Source organism: Bradyrhizobium sp. USDA 4461, assembly GCF_054055655.1.
In genome coordinates this window covers 5,815,668-5,831,651 of the sequence record NZ_JBSRXM010000001.1, presented here as the reverse complement: position 1 = coordinate 5,831,651, position 15,984 = coordinate 5,815,668, and the positions used below count along the sequence as shown (strand labels likewise).

General features: G+C 61.8%; 17 protein-coding genes and 3 pseudogenes. 5 read left to right on the top strand and 15 right to left on the bottom strand.

The features are described from left to right. Nucleotides 1–440: 440 nt before the first annotated feature. On the bottom strand, nt 441–590 hold the full coding sequence (locus ACVINW_RS27250; protein ID WP_456754148.1) for a hypothetical protein: 150 nt from the start codon (nt 588–590) through the stop codon (nt 441–443). Nucleotides 591–1,159: 569 nt separating this feature from the next. On the opposite strand from ACVINW_RS27250, the pseudogene ACVINW_RS27245 reads away from it, so the two are divergent. The 3 genes and pseudogenes from ACVINW_RS27245 to ACVINW_RS27235 all read left to right on the top strand — a co-directional run. Next, nucleotides 1,160–1,621 (top strand): annotated as a pseudogene (locus ACVINW_RS27245) (NuoB/complex I 20 kDa subunit family protein); the annotation flags it as partial. Between the two features lie 173 nt (nt 1,622–1,794). Then, nucleotides 1,795–2,043: a hypothetical protein gene (locus ACVINW_RS27240; RefSeq protein WP_456754147.1), complete on the top strand. Its 249-nt coding sequence runs from the start codon at nt 1,795–1,797 to the stop codon at nt 2,041–2,043. Between the two features lie 229 nt (nt 2,044–2,272). Beyond that, nucleotides 2,273–2,599, top strand: a pseudogene (locus ACVINW_RS27235) (MgtC/SapB family protein); the annotation flags it as partial. Here the strand turns inward: ACVINW_RS27235 and ACVINW_RS27230 are convergent. The 12 genes and pseudogenes from ACVINW_RS27230 to ACVINW_RS27175 form a co-directional block, all read right to left on the bottom strand. Beyond that, the gene (locus tag ACVINW_RS27230; RefSeq protein ID WP_456756516.1) at nt 2,587–2,763 is read right to left on the bottom strand and encodes a hypothetical protein; all 177 of its coding nucleotides are present in this window, start codon (nt 2,761–2,763) and stop codon (nt 2,587–2,589) included. The pseudogene ACVINW_RS27235 and the gene ACVINW_RS27230 sit on opposite strands and share 13 nt — an antisense overlap. Before the next feature lie 278 nt (nt 2,764–3,041). Next, nucleotides 3,042–3,212: a hypothetical protein gene (locus ACVINW_RS27225; protein WP_456754146.1), complete on the bottom strand. Its 171-nt coding sequence runs from the start codon at nt 3,210–3,212 to the stop codon at nt 3,042–3,044. 14 nt (nt 3,213–3,226) lie between these two features. Continuing rightward, nucleotides 3,227–3,571 carry a cupin domain-containing protein gene (locus ACVINW_RS27220; protein WP_456754145.1) on the bottom strand — a complete coding sequence of 115 codons (345 nt, stop codon included), beginning with the start codon at nt 3,569–3,571 and terminating at the stop codon, nt 3,227–3,229. 62 nt (nt 3,572–3,633) lie between these two features. Next, complete coding sequence (locus ACVINW_RS27215; protein ID WP_456756515.1) at nt 3,634–4,923, bottom strand: PQQ-dependent sugar dehydrogenase; 1,290 nt, start codon at nt 4,921–4,923, stop codon at nt 3,634–3,636. Between the two features lie 53 nt (nt 4,924–4,976). Further along, nucleotides 4,977–5,387, bottom strand: a complete 411-nt coding sequence (locus ACVINW_RS27210; RefSeq protein ID WP_456756514.1) for a DUF2231 domain-containing protein — start codon at nt 5,385–5,387, stop codon at nt 4,977–4,979. Nucleotides 5,388–5,570: 183 nt separating this feature from the next. Then, complete coding sequence (locus ACVINW_RS27205) at nt 5,571–6,014, bottom strand: hypothetical protein (protein ID WP_456754144.1); 444 nt, start codon at nt 6,012–6,014, stop codon at nt 5,571–5,573. A gap of 4 nt (nt 6,015–6,018) precedes the next feature. Then, the gene (locus ACVINW_RS27200) at nt 6,019–6,240 is read right to left on the bottom strand and encodes a hypothetical protein (protein ID WP_456754143.1); all 222 of its coding nucleotides are present in this window, start codon (nt 6,238–6,240) and stop codon (nt 6,019–6,021) included. 231 nt (nt 6,241–6,471) lie between these two features. Beyond that, complete coding sequence (locus tag ACVINW_RS27195) at nt 6,472–6,768, bottom strand: hypothetical protein (RefSeq protein WP_456754142.1); 297 nt, start codon at nt 6,766–6,768, stop codon at nt 6,472–6,474. A 236-nt stretch (nt 6,769–7,004) separates the two neighbouring features. After that, nucleotides 7,005–7,751 (bottom strand): Crp/Fnr family transcriptional regulator, encoded by a 747-nt coding sequence (locus ACVINW_RS27190; protein ID WP_456754141.1) that lies wholly within the window; start codon nt 7,749–7,751, stop codon nt 7,005–7,007. Beyond that, nucleotides 7,752–10,923, bottom strand: a pseudogene (locus tag ACVINW_RS27185) (CheR family methyltransferase). A 227-nt stretch (nt 10,924–11,150) separates the two neighbouring features. After that, on the bottom strand, nt 11,151–11,420 hold the full coding sequence (locus tag ACVINW_RS27180) for a hypothetical protein (protein ID WP_456754140.1): 270 nt from the start codon (nt 11,418–11,420) through the stop codon (nt 11,151–11,153). Further along, nucleotides 11,420–12,430: a chemotaxis protein CheB gene (locus ACVINW_RS27175; protein ID WP_456754139.1), complete on the bottom strand. Its 1,011-nt coding sequence runs from the start codon at nt 12,428–12,430 to the stop codon at nt 11,420–11,422. Before ACVINW_RS27175 ends, ACVINW_RS27180 begins: the two co-directional genes overlap by 1 nt. A gap of 93 nt (nt 12,431–12,523) precedes the next feature. Here ACVINW_RS27175 and ACVINW_RS27170 point away from each other — a divergent pair, with 93 nt between their 5' ends. Continuing rightward, entirely contained in the window at nt 12,524–12,922 is a 399-nt protein-coding gene (locus ACVINW_RS27170) for a response regulator (protein WP_456754138.1), read from the top strand. A gap of 483 nt (nt 12,923–13,405) precedes the next feature. Here the strand turns inward: ACVINW_RS27170 and ACVINW_RS27165 are convergent, their stop codons facing one another. Then, nucleotides 13,406–13,744 (bottom strand): response regulator, encoded by a 339-nt coding sequence (locus tag ACVINW_RS27165; RefSeq protein WP_456754137.1) that lies wholly within the window; start codon nt 13,742–13,744, stop codon nt 13,406–13,408. A 296-nt stretch (nt 13,745–14,040) separates the two neighbouring features. Between ACVINW_RS27165 and ACVINW_RS27160 the strand changes: the two genes are divergently transcribed. Next, on the top strand, nt 14,041–14,250 hold the full coding sequence (locus tag ACVINW_RS27160; protein ID WP_456754136.1) for a DUF4167 domain-containing protein: 210 nt from the start codon (nt 14,041–14,043) through the stop codon (nt 14,248–14,250). 139 nt (nt 14,251–14,389) lie between these two features. Here the strand turns inward: ACVINW_RS27160 and ACVINW_RS27155 are convergent, their stop codons facing one another. Then, a complete protein-coding gene (locus tag ACVINW_RS27155) occupies nt 14,390–15,910 on the bottom strand; it encodes a CYTH and CHAD domain-containing protein (protein ID WP_456754135.1) in 1,521 nt (506 codons plus the stop codon). Nucleotides 15,911–15,984: the final 74 nt, after the last annotated feature.

Sequence of the window (15,984 nt, the reverse complement as noted above, 5' to 3'; positions counted from 1 at the left end):
TCCGAAGCCCTGAGCCCAGCGCGCATCCTGCGCCGATTTTATCCGTGTCCTTACGGTATGGCGCCATACCAGATCACGAGCGCGAAGATCACCAACAAGGCGACGGTGATGATCGCTTCGCTCGTGGGCATGTGCCTTATGGCCGCCTCCGCACGCGGGAGCAGGATGCTGTGATGGGGCGGTGGTTCTCATCAGCACAACGGCGCTCGTTTGAAATATTTGCGGGCGGCGTTGGCTCTAGCCCCAGGAAGGAAATGCAAAATCCCGGTAGCCTTAGCTTGCACAAGACGTGCGGCTGGAACATGCCCCAAAAGGGCTATCACCTTGAAACAATCGGGGGCTTTACATTCCGGAAGATCGGGAGTTCGGCCGCCCCTTCGCTCGCGATGTCGGCCGGCGTCGCGAGATCGCCAAGCGCCATGCCGTAGGCAACGCGGCCCCTAGCGCCACGAGCCGTCCGGCCCAAGCGGCAACGTCGGAGGGTCGCGCTTGTCCTCGTCAGGCTTCACCTTGAAGCCCTGCCGAAACGCGAACCAGATGAAGCCGACCAACCCGACCACGCAGATCGGCGCGAGAAACCAGTCAGGCATGTCGCAATCCTCCAGCAGCCTACCGACGTAAGTCTCGGCGATCCCGCGCTTAGTTCAAAATGCGGGATGCCCCGTCCGAATGAACCGTAGCGCCATTGTCCGGACGAATCCGAGGCGTTGCCGCAAGTGATGTCCGGCCAAGGTCGAACTGAGCCTAAGATGCCGCGAAAAACGCCATCCTGACTAACTTTATGAGTCTATCCAGATAAGCCTGTGTCGAAAACACGTCTTTCCCGAGTAAGACTGAATCGCTTGCGGAAGAAGTCTTCGATTGCCTGATTCCGGGTTGGCGGCCGGCCAGCGCAGAACTGGCGGGTGGACCGACTATAGCCAACTGGTCCGTTTTGGATGAAGCCATTGGCCTGGAAGCTGACGCGCCTCGCATCCAGCCCACTTGCCACAACCCGGGACAGCCACCCTCGTCGCGCGAAGAGCGAGAGCTTCCCAAGCAACGGATACCGCACCGGACAAGGCCTAGGAACGTCCCTAGCCGGCGGAGATTACCTCCCGCAATTGCTACCCGAGCCAGGAGGTTTTCCGTGAGGGATTTTGGCAGTGTGCAGGAAAATCTGGGAGACCGCGGCTTTTTCATCGCCCCGCTCGACGATCTCGTGACCTGGGCTCGATCCGGCTCCCTGATGTGGATGACGTTTGGGCTCGCTTGTTGTGCCATCGAGCAAATGCAGGTCTCGATGCCAAGATATGACATTGAACGTTTCGGAGCCGCACCTCGCGCGTCCCCACGACAGTCGGATGTGATGATCGTGTCGGGAACGCTCTGCAACAAGATGGCGCCGGCCCTGCGCAAAGTCTACGATCAGATGCCGGAGCCGCGCTACGTCATCTCGATGGGGTCCTGCGCCAATGGCGGCGGATACTATCACTTTTCCTACTCTGTCGTTCGCGGCTGCGATCGAATCGTACCGGTAGACATCTACGTCCCGGGGTGTCCGCCGACCGCCGAAGCTTTGCTCTACGGCATCCTCCTCTTGCAAAACAAGATCAGACGAACCGGCTCGATCGAACGTTAGAGCAGCTGTCCAGGGCGACCGCTACGTTCCGGTACAGAACGAAATGGCGATCGTCGATCGGCACAGCGATCGCTTGTCGGCTCCGCAGCAAGGCATAGCCCTTTTACTTAAGTTAACGCGTGGCGACACAGTGCGCGCTAAAACGTCTACGATCGAAAATGGCGAGATGGACGATGATGGTGAAACGGCGACGCCGATTCAAACAGCCAACGTCGCTAGCTCATCGACTGGCGCAGGAAATGGGACGCCTGCGCGAATTGGCGCGCGGGTTGCCGCCCGGAACGGAGCAAAGCATGCTCCTGCGCAAGGCCCATCAGGCCGAAACGGCGTTGCGCATCGACACATGGCTGGCTTCCCCGGGCACCTCACATCCAGTCGGCAAAATGTCCTTGATGGGCCGCACTCAACCGAAGCGCCGCTGATGCCCCCGCATTGTGGCTCGGCTAGAGACCCGTCGAGCGCAGCGGCGTCTTGACGTCGACCGTGGGAGGCCGGTCGCGCCGATTCACATAAGTGAATGCGGAGCCACGAGGCCGAGCACATCGTGGGTTGCTTGCTCGGTTTCGACCCTTCTGCAGGCGGACGGCCCTGGCACTGGCCCCCACGGCCCCCAATGGTGCCGGGGCCGTTTCCATTTGGCCGCGCAGCAACATGCCGCTTCATCCAACCTGGCCAGACATCGCCATCCGCCTCGCTGTGACAGTTCTGGCTGGCGCGATCATCGGCTTTGACCGCGGTGTCCGTGGACATGCCGCTGGCTTGAGAACCACAATCCTGGTCGGGCTTGCCGCCTCACTGTCGATGATTCAAGCAAACCTCCTGCTCAGTGTCGACGGAAAAGGCTCAACCTCGTTTGTCGAGATGGATCTCATGCGCCTTCCGCTCGGCATCCTGACCGGCGTCGGATTCATCGGCGGGGGCACGATTCTCAAGAAAGGCGACCTTGTCACCGGCGTGACAACGATTCATCCGCTCTTCCCGGCGCTGTCGATGCTCTCGCGATGGATTTCGTGCGCTGCGCCATCGGTCACCGAGACGGAATACCCAGCACCCAGGCATTCCTGTCGTTCCGCGGCAAGATCGATGGCGAGACGTCTTGCGATCGCGATGGCCTGATCCCGATCGGCGACCGGCCGGCCCATTGAATCGATCACGCGCTCACCGTTCACGAGGTGGAAGTAATATCCGGGCATCCAGTATTCTCCGCGGATCAGTGCGTATTTGATTCCTGCCATTTCTCCAGATCAGGCCTATGCTCGCCGGAGCGCTGTTCTTTCTCCGGATGCCCCTTCCATGGCGTGTTGGTCTGTGCGTGCGAGCCCCAATCGCTGGAACGACCGGAATCCCGCGTTATCGGTATTCCCCTCATCGGCACCTCCTGACGAGCAGAAACGTCAACGTCTTTCCTGCCACGATGTGTTCAAGGCCCCCCTGCGACCGCGCCCGCGATTACCATCGCGAGCGCGTCCAGATCGATCTCACCGTTCACCGACAATTCCGGAGAGCTCTGCACGCGAAGACGATCCGGGTGGTTCGCGGCCTGCCGTTTCAGTTCGGCGACGATGGAGTCCTTCAGCTTCTCTTCGAGCATCGATGAATGCCTCCCTATGACTGGGCTTCGTCCCGACCATGGACCTGCTCGGGCGGTGCCGTGGCTTCGATCGCGGTGAAGGGCTCGATAATGCGGTAGCTGTGCTTCGAGCTTGCAGGGACGAGCCAGGAATCCCCCTTCTGCAAGCGGACGGTCTGCCCCTCGAGCATGAGTTCAGCCACGCCGGCCATGACATATCCGACCGTCTCGTAATCCCGTTGCTCGACGGCACTCTGTTGAGGCTGCTCATTGTCCCAAAGCCGCATCGCGACGCGCTTGCCGGATGCGAGATAAGTCTGTCCCATCGCGCCTTTCGGAGCGGTGGCTTGGGAGACTTTCTTGATCGTGCTGTCGTTCATGCCGTTCTCCAAATCGATGGTCCGCAGCGACCGGCCCGGTCCGGCGCCGGCCGTGTGCACCGTCAGAGCCGGCCGGAGGCCGACACGCGCCATACGGTGTTGCCGACGTCGTCCGCGATCAGCAATGCACCGGACTTGTCGATCGCCAGTCCTACGGGGCGACCGCGGGATTTCTCGTTCTCGTTCAGGAAACCGGTCACGACATCCTGCGCTGGCCCGTTCGGATGGCCGTCAGCGAACGGCACGAAAACGACCTTGTAGCCGTTGAGCTGCGGCCGGTTCCAGCTGCCGTGCTCGCCGACAAAGGCGCCACCACGATAGGACGCCGGCAGTCCATCGCCGGTGTAGAATGCGAGCCCCAATGGCGCCACGTGCGAGCTCAGCGCGTAATCCGGAACGACGGCCTTGGCGACCAGGTCGGGCCGTTGCGGCTGCACCCGCGGATCGACATTCTGGCCGAAATAGCTGTAGGGCCAGCCATAGAAGGCTCCATCCTTCACGGACGTCAGGTAATCGGGCACGAGGTTCGGGCCGAGCTCGTCCCGTTCGTTGACGACGGCCCACAGCGCATGGCTTTGCGGCTCGAAGGTCAGGCCGTTCGGGTTGCGCAGGCCGCTCGCAAAGATTCGCCAGCGCCCCGTGGCCCGATCGACTTCGAGGATCGCTGCCCGGTTCTTCTCCGCCTCGATTCCGTTCTCTGTGATGTTGCTGTTGGAGCCGATACCGACATAGAGCAGCGAGCCGTCGGGGCTCGCAACCAGACTTTTGGTCCAGTGATGATCGATCGGCCCGCCGGGCAGCGCCGTCAGCGTCTGCCCCGGCGCCGTGATCTTGGTGTCGCCCTCGTGATACGGATATCGAACGATCGCATCGGTGTTCGCCACGTAGAGGTCGTTGCCGACCAATGCGATGCCGAACGGCGAGTTGAGGTGATCCAGGAACACGCCCTGCACCTCCGGCTTGCCGTCACCGTTGGTGTCACGCAGCAGCGTGATCCGGTTGCTGGCGCCGGTATCACCGCCGGAGGTCGCCCACGACTCCACCCACTTCATGATGAAGTCCTTCGGACGCTTGATCGGCTCGGTCCCCGGTGCCTTGGATTCAACAACCAGAATATCGCCGTTGGGAAGAACGTAGAGCGACCGCGGATGCTGCAAACCCGTGGCAAGCGCGTTGATCTGCAGGGTATCCGGCACTTTCGGCTTTTCACCCTGCTGCCATCCGACCACGGACGCGATATGCATCGGCGGCAGCAGATATTGCTGCTGCGCCGGCAGATCGGGACGGGCACCGACCTGGGTTTTCGGATCGGGCGCCGTCTCCTTGCTACAACCCGCGACGCAGAGCGCCATGCCGAGCGTGACCGCAAGCCCGATATGGCTGCCGTTGATTGGTACGATCCGCATCAGTCGATAACTCCAATCCTGTAGCGATGGACCATCGCCCCGCCGAGCCAGCCCGTGAACAGCATGACGAGGACAGTCAGCGCAGACAGCACAAGCCCGGCCGGAACGACCGACGTCCAGGCATCGCGGCTGTGAACCAATGCGTTGAACAGCGCGAGCAGCATCACCACGACGTTGCCGGCCATGTGGTACCAGGAATACGCCAGGCGGCGGATCCGGCGATCGCCCAGGAAGTCGATCAGGCCGGCGATCGCCGCAAGGCCGCCGATGATCAGCCCGGCGAACAGCAGCCAGGCCGAAAAGTCGGCCCACATCATCTCGGCCGTGCTCCAATAGGCGATATCGGTGACCAGCGCGCCGGTGAAGCACACGATCGGAAACGGCACCAGCATCGGATGAATCGGATGCATCGCGATCCGGGCTGTCGACACTGGATTGGCTGCACGCGTCGTGGTCCCGGCGACCTCTTGCGTCTGTACTTCCTGCTGCATTGCGCGTCTCCGAAAAATCGTCAACGACGCCTGCGAAATCGAGTTCCTAGGGCCGCGAAGCGGCTCAGACGCGCGATTGCGGAACCAAAGTGCGCCACAAGTCTAACGGGCCGGAAGCAGATCGGAACGCGGCGGTATGGAGCTCGGAAACGGCTTGGCCACCATGATGGTCGCACGCTCGTTGGTTTCCAATGCGATCTTCTGGGCAAGCATCACATCGCCCGCCACCAGCGAACCGATGGGCCGAAAACACCACCCCACGGCGACACTGCCTGTGTTGTCTATTTCGTAGACATTGGTCGAGGTCCCATAGCAAATGCGGTACCGCTTGCCGGAGTCGGAGCCGATCACGTCGAAGCGCTTGTATCGTTCGAATTCTGACCGTTGCTCGGACGTGAGCCATCGCGAGAGTAGCGCAATCCCGCGGGCCTCCTTCCTCTCATAGGCCTGCCACCGATCTCGTACCGCTCGCAACGTCGCCCATAGCGTTCCGACGTTGCGCCGGAGTGCCCCAAGAACCGCCGCATTGCGCGAACGGACCGTCATGCGATCAGCCGCCCACAAGCCTTGGGTAGAACAAGGTTTCCTTTGCGGCCGGATCCAGCGATCGCACGAGCACGGTCTCCCCGTCCGCTCGCCTTGCCGCCGCCGTGTAGCCTTCCGATATCAGCTCACCGAAGCGCGTCTCGGCCCGGGTCAACTGCTCGCGATCGGCGGGATCAAATTCGTAGCGGGTGTCGCCTGTCTGATCCATGATGAAAAGCTCTGCCATCCGGGTCTCCCTGATTGCCGTCGTGACAATTTTGACGGGATGCCGAAGTTCCTAGTCCAGCGCATCGGCTCGTCGACACAGGCTCACGGCGGCGCGCTTACATGTCAGGTCGCCGTAACGCTGCCGTTTCAGGCTGCAATCCAACAGCAGGAAAAACGACCCCAGCTCAGGGGTGGGAGCTGGGGTCCTTTGCGGCGTTCTGAGTTGAGCCGACGCCGGTTAAGGCGACTGTCAACGAATGTCAGGCTGCACCTTCGCGCCGGTTCCGGCATTAGCCTTTGTAAATGCGCGACGCAAAATCAGCCGTCTTTCCGTGCGCGCTTGCTCGTTGGCGCCATATGCCGGAGCGGCATGAAGCGCATCCCTGGCCACGATCCTCAGCTCTTCGATCGACGGACTGCCTCGACGCACCGCCTCCAGCAGGCTCGAGGCAACGCATGTCCTCGTTGCGCTATCGAATCGGGACAATGCTGCGCAGGTTTCATCGAGCACCGCGCGAAGCACAGCGGCCGTCCGTTCGTCGATCATTCCCGCCTCTCCTGCCGCTCATGCCAGGTTACACGCTAGCCGCAAAGGGCGGTCCTCGACTTCACGTATGTTAAGGCTGTCGTCGAATTTGGGCTCGGCGACGCCGCTCGACCGATGGCACGTTCGTCCAGCCGCGATGAGGGTCCGGGATCGGCGTATGCCGGCCAGGCAAGAAGAGCTGCAGTTACACGACGGTTACGCAAGCAGGAGGCCGATCGGCTGCCTGCGCGATACGCTTAGTCGCGACGCTTGGTATGCAGGTAATCGGACGTGAAGAGAGCCATATCCTGCAAGGCCTTCAGGTCGTTTATCGTAAGTGTCCGGTCCCGCAACACGATCAGCCCCGAACTACGCAGCTCTTGCAGGGTTCGATTGACATGAACCACGGACAGGCCGGTCGCGTCGGCCAAGTCCATTTGCGTCACCGGGAATGCATAGGAATTGTCATCGACCATTCCGACCGGCAGCAGTCGTTCGTGGAGCTCGCACAGGACATGCGCAACCCGTTCCAGCGCAACACGCCGCCCGACATTGACCGTCCATTCGCGTTGGACCGCGCTGTTGACCATGGTTTCGCACCACATGGCCTCGGCGAGCGAACGGTTGCCCGCCAACAACCGCTCGAACGCATCGCGCTTGATCTCGGCATAGCTGACCGGCGTTAGTGTACCGATGGAATGATCCATCACCGACAAAAGGTAGACGCAGGCATCGCAGGTATCGCCCGGCAGGATGAAGCTCACGATCTGGCGGCGGCCGTCCGCGAGCGTCTTGTAGCGGCAGAGCCAGCCCGACAGGATGATCCTGACACCGTCAACGGCATCGCCCTCGCTGATCAGGTCCTCGCCGGCTCCGGCTCGCCGCAGCCCATCCCGGATCGCCTGCTGCAGCAATGCGATTCCCTGCTCCGACATTTGCCGCAAGGCGCTGAGCCGCCGGATCACCGGCTGCGCGAGATTCCCTTCGATGATCGGGGGATGCATCTAGCTCCCCATGTTCGGGGTATGGACGACCCGCGCGCTCATCGGAATGGCGATCGTGGCGTGAAGTCCCGACGAATTGAACGCCAGCGTGGTCTTGCCCTTGAACTCGAACGCCAGCGTGCGCTCCAGCAATTCCGATCCGAATCCCTTGCGACGAGGCGACGAGACCGCGGGCCCCCCTCGCTCGCGCCAATCGAACATGAGCTGTTGCGGATCCGAATCGCCGTCGAAGCGCCATGAAACATCGATGCGGCCCGTCGCCTGGCTCAATGCCCCGTACTTCAATGCATTGGTTGCAAGTTCATGGATCGCCAGCGCAAAGGTCTCGGCCGCCTTGGGTTGCAATCGCACCGGACGGCGGCCCGGAAACCTGGAGCTGTTCGCCTTCATGGGCATTGTAGGCGAGCAGTTCCTCGACCACGAGATATTCGAGATCGACGCCACTTTCCGGATCACGAGTCACCAGCGACTGGGTCCGCGCGAAAGCGTTGAGGCGGCCGTCGAGGTGCGATGAATATTCTTCGACGCTCGAGCTGGTCTCGGCCGATCGACGAGCGATCGAACGCACCACGCCGAGCGTGTTGCGGACCCTGTGCTGGAGCTCGGCGAGCAGCAGCCGTTGCCGCTCTTCCGCCCGGGTGATCGCAGTGACGTCGATGAAGGTGATCACGACGCCGGCGATGAAGTTATCGATGCTTCGGTACGGCAGGATACGCACGATATAGCGTGTCCCGCTGTCGGGCGCCGTCAGCTCGCGCTCGGCGCTGGCAAGCGTCCGCAGCACGCGCCGCACGTCCTCATAAAGCTCCTCGATCGGAATACGCGCCTTGATATGCGCGATCGGGCGGCCGACGTCGGTTTCGACGAGATGCAGCAACTGGGTGATCGCAGGCGTGAAATTCATCACCTTCAGATCGTTGTCCAGGAAGACCGTTGCGATCTGCGTGCTTTCGAGGAAGTTCTTCAGGTCGCTGGTGGCGCGGGTCAGTTCCTGCACGCGATGCGCCAGTTCGCCGTTGACCGTGGTCAGCTCCTCATTGACCGACTGCAATTCCTCACGCGAGGTTTCCAGCTCCTCGTTGGCGGATTGCAGCTCTTCATTGAGCGACTGATATTCCTCGTTGGAGGACTTCAGTTCCTCGTTGGTGCTTTCGAGCTCCTCGATCGTGGCCTGTAGCCGCTCGCGGATGGCACGCAGTTCGCTCTCGAGCCGCTCGACATGCTCGGTCCTGATTTGGACGTTGGGATTATTTTCGGCATGCTCCACGGCCCGGATCGGACCATCCTTGAACAGGACGACGAAATTGCGCTGGCTGGCGGGGCCGTCCTGGATCGGCTCGATCGTGATATCGACCAACACGCGATGCCCGTTGACACCGAGCTGCACATGCTCGGCATGCGCGGTTTCATTGGTTTCGGCTGCGCGTCCCAGCGCCGTGCGCAGTTCAAGCCTGAGATCACGATGCACAAGTTGAAGCAAATCAAGCGTCGCGGTACCTGCGGTCGGCTCGATATAGCGGCCGGTCCGTCCGGAAAAGTGCAGGATGTGGAAGCTGTCGTCGGTAATCACATAGGCCGGCGCATAGCGCTCGGCGATGCGTTGGGCGCGGCGCTCGAGGCCGACATCCGGACCCAGGGCGCGTACAGGCGGGATGTCGACGGTGGCCCGTCCGGCGGCCGTCGTGATGGGAAATTCCGGCGGAAGCCGGGTCCCGGTCTCGAGCTTCCTGAAAATGCGCGCGCGACGGTCGACCGGTGCAAACAACTTCGGATGCCGGGTGACATTCTCGGAATTGCCCAAGAACAGGAACCGGTCCGGCAGCAGGGCAAAGTGGAACAGCGGGATCACGCGGTTCTGAAGTTCTGCGTTAAGGTAGATGAGAAGGTTGCGGCACGAAATCAGGTCGAGCTTGGAGAACGGCGCGTCCTTGATCACGTTGTGCTGCGAGAAGATGCACATCTCGCGCAACTCCTTCACGACGCAATAGGTATCACCCTCCCGCACGAACCAGCGCGCCAGCCGCTCCGGAGACATGTCGTTTTCGATACTGGTGCGATAGCGCCCGACGCGCGCCGCGGCGAGCGCACGTCCGTCGATATCGGTCGCGAAGATCTGGACCTGGGGCACGGAGTCCAGACCGGCCATGTGCTCGCGCAGCAGAATGCCGATCGAATAGGCCTCCTCACCGGTGGCACAACCCAGCACCCAAAGGCGCACCTGCTGGCCTGCTCCCTTTCCTTCGAAAATTTTCGGGATGACCTGCGTTTCCAAGACATCGAATTCCTTCTTGTCGCGGAAGAATTCGGTCACGCCGATCAGAAGGTCGTTGAAGAGATGCTGCGCCTCGTCCTTGTCGTTCCTGAGGAAATCGACATAGGTTGAGATTTCGTCGATCTGCACCACCTGCATGCGGCGCTGGACGCGCCGCAGGAAGGTGTTCTGCTTGTAGCCGTGGAAGTCGTTGCCGGTCTTGTTGCGGAGAATATCTGCGATCCGCGCGAGCGAATTTGCCGCGGCCGCGAGGACTTCGTCGAAGCCCTGTTTCTCGTCAAGTCGGCGCAGATGGCGGGCGTAGACCTCGATGTGTTCCGGAATCTCGTCGGCGGGCAACACGAAATCGGCGATTGCCGCGGCCGAGTTGCCTTCCTCGTGCTGGTCGGACGGGGCGTTGGCGATGCGTTCAGCGATCGCCAGGCCGCCGTGGTCTTTCAACGTTGCCACGCCCAGGGTGCCGTCGCCGCCCGTGCCGGCCAGCACAACGCCGATCGATTGCTCGGCGCGCTCTTCCGCCAGCGATACCAGAAAGCTGTCGATGGTCGCCCGCTCGCCGTGGGCCTGCGCCGCCGGCCTCACGACGAAGCGGTCGCCGTGAAGTGTCGTGATCATGTCGGCCGGGCAAAGGTGGATCACGCCGCCTTGGGCGACCGTCCCATCCTTGATTTCGGACAGCTCTGCACTTTCCCGCTGCAAAACGGCACGCAACCGTGCGTCTTCCACGGCATCCCTGTACTGCATCACAAGCACGATGGCCTGGTCAGGATTGAGCCTCAGCTTGGAGAAAAACCGCTCGATGCTGTTGAGGGCGGCAGCCGAGGCGCCCACCCCCACGATCAGCGGCGCCTTGGACCGGCGCTCCCCGTCTTCGGTCTGCGTTTGCCCGACATCATCCATGATAGCAGCGGCTTCCGTTCTTCCGTGGGGCCTCGCCCCGCACCTACCTTTGATAGCAGAATTTGGCCCTATCCCAATGAGAATAAGCAGGAATCCATCGCTGGATCCTGGGAGCTCCGCCGGTCGCTGAATGGGGTCCGCGCCGGAACACGCCGGCTCGGCCGACCGGGTGTCGAACAGGCGTCCGAATCCGGAGCTGGGCGGTCACTTGCTTCCTCCACCCGGTGCTAAGGCGACGTAACCTTGCCCTCGAGATATGCCACCCGTTGCACGATCAGGGTGCGATGCCGCTCCCACTCGACCAGGGTTTGCTTGAGCAAAGAGACCAGACGCTCGGCCTGCTCGGTATTATGGCCGGCCATCCGCAGCCAATCCAGAAGATCCTGCTGATTTCGGACACGTGTCCAGCCGTCCTCAATGTCGAGGTCCGCCTTCACCAGGAGCGCTTGCTCGAGCCGCAACATTTCGACCCAGTTCGCGTGATCGGCGATCGCCATCACCGTTCCTTCCGCGTCGGCGGCTTGGGATCGAGCGATTGTAGCACGACCCGGCGGATCATATCGGCATATTCGCGGTATTCGGCGGCGCGGGCGTCATACATTTCGGCCACTGCCAGGCGTCCGCTTTGGCGGCCATCGTCCGCCATCCGCTGTACGAGTTCGGCGCGCTCCCCAATGATCCGCAGCGCGACTCGAAGGGCCTCATCGACCCGGCTTTCCTGCTCCTTGGCGAGCGCATCGGCGGTATAGGCATGGCCGACCTGGCAGCGAAAGCGCAGCGGATGGCCCGCCTTGAGTTCTGAGAGGACACCCCCGCAACCCGGACAGGTCAGCGGCGCGGGATCGGCGACGTTGGCCAGGGTATCGCTGCCGACGCGTTCCCCGGCAGCAATCTGGACCTCCAGCTCGATCTCCGGCGGGATCGGGAGGGATGCGCCCGCCTGCTCCCGAACCAGATCGGAAAGCACATCGCCAAGCCGCGCCCCCGGGACGCAGAGATCAACCGTGGTCGCTTCCAGAGCCCGCAACGGCATTTCATCGGAAATCGCGTCCTTCGGGTCCTGGACCAGGGCAAGCCCGCCGCAACGCTTGATTACGGACAGTCCGGACGCCCCGTCGGACAACAGCCCGCTCAACACCACGCCGATAACGCGCGCTCCATAATGCAACGCCGCAGAGCGGAACAAGGGATCGATCGCGGGCCGTACCAGATTCTCGCGGGGCCCACGTCCAAGCACAATGTGGCCGTCGTGGATCAAGAGATGATGGTCTGGCGCGGCCAGATAGACATGGCCGTTTTCGATCACCATGCCGCTTTCCGCCTGCCGGACCGGCAGCTTGCCGGCCGCGCTCGCAACCGTGGAAAGAATGCCGATACCATGCGCAGGTATGTGCAATACGACGAAGATCGCGGCCGGCAAATCAGCCGGCAGCCGGCCGAGAATATCTCGCAACGGCGCCGTCGCCCCGGCCGAACCACCGATGACGATGATGTCATGATTGTGCATGGAACCTGACCTTGTCGATCTCATTTGCAACAAGGTGGGCTTTCGCCCTATGTTCCAATTTTGCGGTCATTCCCGACGGATATGTTGGTTGATATGTCGGAATCTGTAGCGCAGTTGCGCGATTTGCCATTGCTGGCCGGGCGCCGCATCCTCGTCGTCGAGGACGAATATTTCCTCGCCGACGATATCGACCGCGCGTTCCAAGCGCTCGGGGCCGTCATCGCAGGTCCCGTCGGAGCGATCGATGATGCCAGCCGCATCTTGCATGCCGACGGCGTCATCGACGGTGCCGTCCTTGATGCGAACATTCGCGGTGAAATGATCTATCCGGTCGCACGCGAACTGCTGGCGCGGTCCGTGCCGATCGTATTCACATCCGGCTACGACAGGATTGTCGTTGGTGCCGAATTTGCGCACGTGCCGCTATTCGAAAAGCCAATCGATGTCCACGCCATGGCTGATGGACTGGCCCGTGCGATCCTGCGACGGTGAGCTTGCCCGCGATCGCGCATCCGGACGATGGCGGCGCGGAGCCAAGACCGGTGACAGTGCGACGCCACACCGGAAAGCGAGAACCGGACCGACCGGACGCCGGTCTATTCTTGGTGCCGGATTCCGGGTTTACGGCTGCTCCTCCTCGGGCAGGTCCCTCGCCCCCTCCCGGGGAACAGGAAGGCGCTGATCACCGAGAAATGTTCCCGGCTGACACGTCCTGAGGAGCCTCAGCGACCGCGCTATGATCGCTCTGGTTTGATCGATGATCGCAGCGTCGTGCGCGACCATCCTGTCGGACAGGTGGATGAGACGGGTTTGAAAGAGCAGTGTCATCGGCGCCCGCGGGAACCGGCTGTTATCAGGCATCCAAGTAAAACGGCGGAACCTGCGCCGCGGTTTCTCCGCTTCGCGAAGAAACCCGCAGGCTGTTTGCAAAGGCTACGTTCTGCGCGTCCGTTGCCGGCAAACCTACTCGCGCGCTCAGTTCATCTGCGTGCGGAGTGTCTCTATGGCTTCCGCACAATTGTGCGGCTTTGTGACCATGGGGACATCCGCATACTTCTCCGGCAGTGTGCGCCGATCATACCCGGTGTAGAGCGCGACCGGCTTCCCCATATCGAGGAGTTCGTCGATCAACCTGTAGGTCGACATACCATTGACGTTGATGTCAATCAGTGCCCCCGAAGCCGACGCCGTATGTTGTCGCGCTTCCTCAACCGAGTTGAAGGGGCCCACGACCAGGAAGCCCGCCTTGCGCGCGAGCGACGCACAGTCTTCAGCAATAAAATACTCGTCTTCCACGATCAGAATCGAACGCATGGCACTCGTCCTCGCCGAATGATGTTCGCGGATGATCCGAGTTAACTCCTCAGCGGCGCTGGGGTTGCGCGCGCTCTAGGGAACCCTGCTGCTCTGCGGAATATGGCTATCGCCCTTGCAGCCATCACTTTTGATGCTTTGGACATATTCCAGGTGCAGCAGGCACCAGTCCACACCGGATTCAACAGGACCGTTTTTAGTACGCAAACGTTGACTGCCATGTTGCACTCAGACGAGGTCCGCATGGCGGGTTACCGGCTCATAGCCCCGACCGCCCCTGACTCCGGTGATTACCGATGCCAAGAAGACGATCATGGAAAGGTAAGGCCCAAGTAGCGAGACAGTCGCAGAATGCGAAGAATGCCTATCAACGCTATCTCGATCTGGCCCGCACCACGGCATTGAGGGGCGACCTTGTGGCGGCTGAAAACTATCTTCAGCACGCCGAGCACTATCTTCGATCGATGCGGGAGCGGCAGTCCGCCGACAGCCCGCACAAGCAATAGGTCGAAGCACGTTGAACGCCCACGCCGCGCTTGGCGGCGCGTAGTGGTGAGCAAGTGATCTCCCGACCTCCGAACTGTCCACGAAGAGCTTGCCTTCTTGGGCGGCCTCTTTTCTTTCCAAGGCAGCTTGAGGCCTCGCTCACATGAGCTTCTTCAGTTGCTTGGCCGCGGCAACCGCCTCGGCTAGGGCGTCGCCGGCGTCAACCTCCTCGCGGCCCGTGAGATAGCCGACGGCGAACGCCTTGCGCGAAGCGGCATTGGCTCGCGCGAAATCATGCGCCCAGGACATATGCACGCGGATGTCATTGAGACTGCCCAGCGCCCCCTGCAACGCCTTGAGGCCGCGATCGATCTTGTGTCGTGCTTTGCGCCGGCGGTCGCCTGGATGGAGGCTTGCAAAGAATTCGTGCCCATAGCGCAGCTTTTTCACCGCGATCCTGAGCTTGTGGCGTTGCATCGCATCCAGCCGCCGGAGCCGTCGCGCCCGCTTGACGACCTTGCGCGTTCTCCTCTCGAGCTCTTGCTCCGCAAACGGTCGGACCGGCCGCTCTCGCAGCATGCGCCCAAGATCATCCTTGTCGTTGCGCCATTCGCCATCGATGAACCATAGCGCACAGTCAAGCAACAGGCGGCGAAACCGATCGCCCTCAACGGCGGCTCGCGCCTGGACGAAACCTGCACTGCGTGCCTTTTCGAGATCGTGTGCCAAGACCTCGAATTCGCCACTGTTCGGGTGGCGTTCGAGATATGGAGCAACCGTCTTGCTGACAAACACGTCCGTGTCGCGGCCCGGTCCGAGTTGCGCGGCCAGCCATTTCAGCTCCTTCTTGATGCCTCTGGTTTCGGCGCCTTGCAGCACGTCCTTGAACAACGAGAGCGCCGCACGCAAGCGGCGCACGCCGACGCGCATCCGGTGGATCCCTTCGCCGTCGCCTTGGCGCACCGCGAGCTCGTTGCCCGCGACCTCGCGAAGACAGGAAAAACCGATGACGGAGAAGGCATCGGCCACCGTCGCCTGCGGAGCAAGCGCGATCGCTTCGTCAAATACCGGAGCATTGACCGTCTCTTCCATCAGCGCGTAGCCCCGCTCGGCCTTGGCACGAGCACCGAAGGTAATAGAAGCCTCTCGTGCAAGCCTTCTCGCCAGCCGCGCGATATCGCGTCGTTCGCCCTGCTTCAGCTCGATCTCGATCTCGGCGATCTCGACACTGTCGTCCACGGTCGCGACGCGTCCCTCGTCGAGCGCGAGTTCGATATCGCTGTGGCCGACCTTCAACGCCATCGCAGTTCGTTCAACGGAGGTCTCGAAGATGGGCTGCAGATGGTGGGCGATCGCACTGGTGAAAATGGGTGCCAGGGCGGTGTCGCGTATCAGTTCAAGCCTTGGCTGGTCGCGATCGATCTCCGCCTCCCACTCCGATCGTGCCATCGGCTCGATCGCGTTCGCTTTGACGGTTTGCAGCCGTCGTTCGCCGATACGGCGAACACGCAAACTGGCGTCGTGCCGACGCAACGCAAGATCGGGCGTATCGAAATAGGTTGAGACGAGTTGTCGCCGCTCGACATTATCGCCCGCCATCTTCTTGAGCCACGGCAGCGCCCGCAGCCTTCGCAGACCCGTCTTCGATGTGGCAAGCTTGAGTTCAACTTCGGTAGCCACGAGTCACCACCAGTCCGAGCAAACGATCCGGACGGCGAATGCCGCCGGTCAGTGCCTCCATCGCGCCGTCCTGC

Bases quoted from the DNA above. Each gene is read 5' to 3' on its own strand.
- ACVINW_RS27250 (WP_456754148.1), bottom strand. From the start codon at position 590: ATGCCTGACTGGTTTCTCGCGCCGATCTGCGTGGTCGGGTTGGTCGGC.
- ACVINW_RS27240 (WP_456754147.1), top strand. From the start codon at position 1,795: ATGATGGTGAAACGGCGACGCCGATTCAAACAGCCAACGTCGCTAGCT.
- ACVINW_RS27230 (WP_456756516.1), bottom strand. From the start codon at position 2,763: ATGGGCCGGCCGGTCGCCGATCGGGATCAGGCCATCGCGATCGCAAGA.
- ACVINW_RS27225 (WP_456754146.1), bottom strand. From the start codon at position 3,212: ATGCTCGAAGAGAAGCTGAAGGACTCCATCGTCGCCGAACTGAAACGG.
- ACVINW_RS27220 (WP_456754145.1), bottom strand. From the start codon at position 3,571: ATGAACGACAGCACGATCAAGAAAGTCTCCCAAGCCACCGCTCCGAAA.
- ACVINW_RS27215 (WP_456756515.1), bottom strand. From the start codon at position 4,923: ATGGCGCTCTGCGTCGCGGGTTGTAGCAAGGAGACGGCGCCCGATCCG.
- ACVINW_RS27210 (WP_456756514.1), bottom strand. From the start codon at position 5,387: ATGCATCCGATTCATCCGATGCTGGTGCCGTTTCCGATCGTGTGCTTC.
- ACVINW_RS27205 (WP_456754144.1), bottom strand. From the start codon at position 6,014: ATGACGGTCCGTTCGCGCAATGCGGCGGTTCTTGGGGCACTCCGGCGC.
- ACVINW_RS27200 (WP_456754143.1), bottom strand. From the start codon at position 6,240: ATGGCAGAGCTTTTCATCATGGATCAGACAGGCGACACCCGCTACGAA.
- ACVINW_RS27195 (WP_456754142.1), bottom strand. From the start codon at position 6,768: ATGATCGACGAACGGACGGCCGCTGTGCTTCGCGCGGTGCTCGATGAA.
- ACVINW_RS27190 (WP_456754141.1), bottom strand. From the start codon at position 7,751: ATGCATCCCCCGATCATCGAAGGGAATCTCGCGCAGCCGGTGATCCGG.
- ACVINW_RS27180 (WP_456754140.1), bottom strand. From the start codon at position 11,420: ATGGCGATCGCCGATCACGCGAACTGGGTCGAAATGTTGCGGCTCGAG.
- ACVINW_RS27175 (WP_456754139.1), bottom strand. From the start codon at position 12,430: ATGCACAATCATGACATCATCGTCATCGGTGGTTCGGCCGGGGCGACG.
- ACVINW_RS27170 (WP_456754138.1), top strand. From the start codon at position 12,524: ATGTCGGAATCTGTAGCGCAGTTGCGCGATTTGCCATTGCTGGCCGGG.
- ACVINW_RS27165 (WP_456754137.1), bottom strand. From the start codon at position 13,744: ATGCGTTCGATTCTGATCGTGGAAGACGAGTATTTTATTGCTGAAGAC.
- ACVINW_RS27160 (WP_456754136.1), top strand. From the start codon at position 14,041: ATGCCAAGAAGACGATCATGGAAAGGTAAGGCCCAAGTAGCGAGACAG.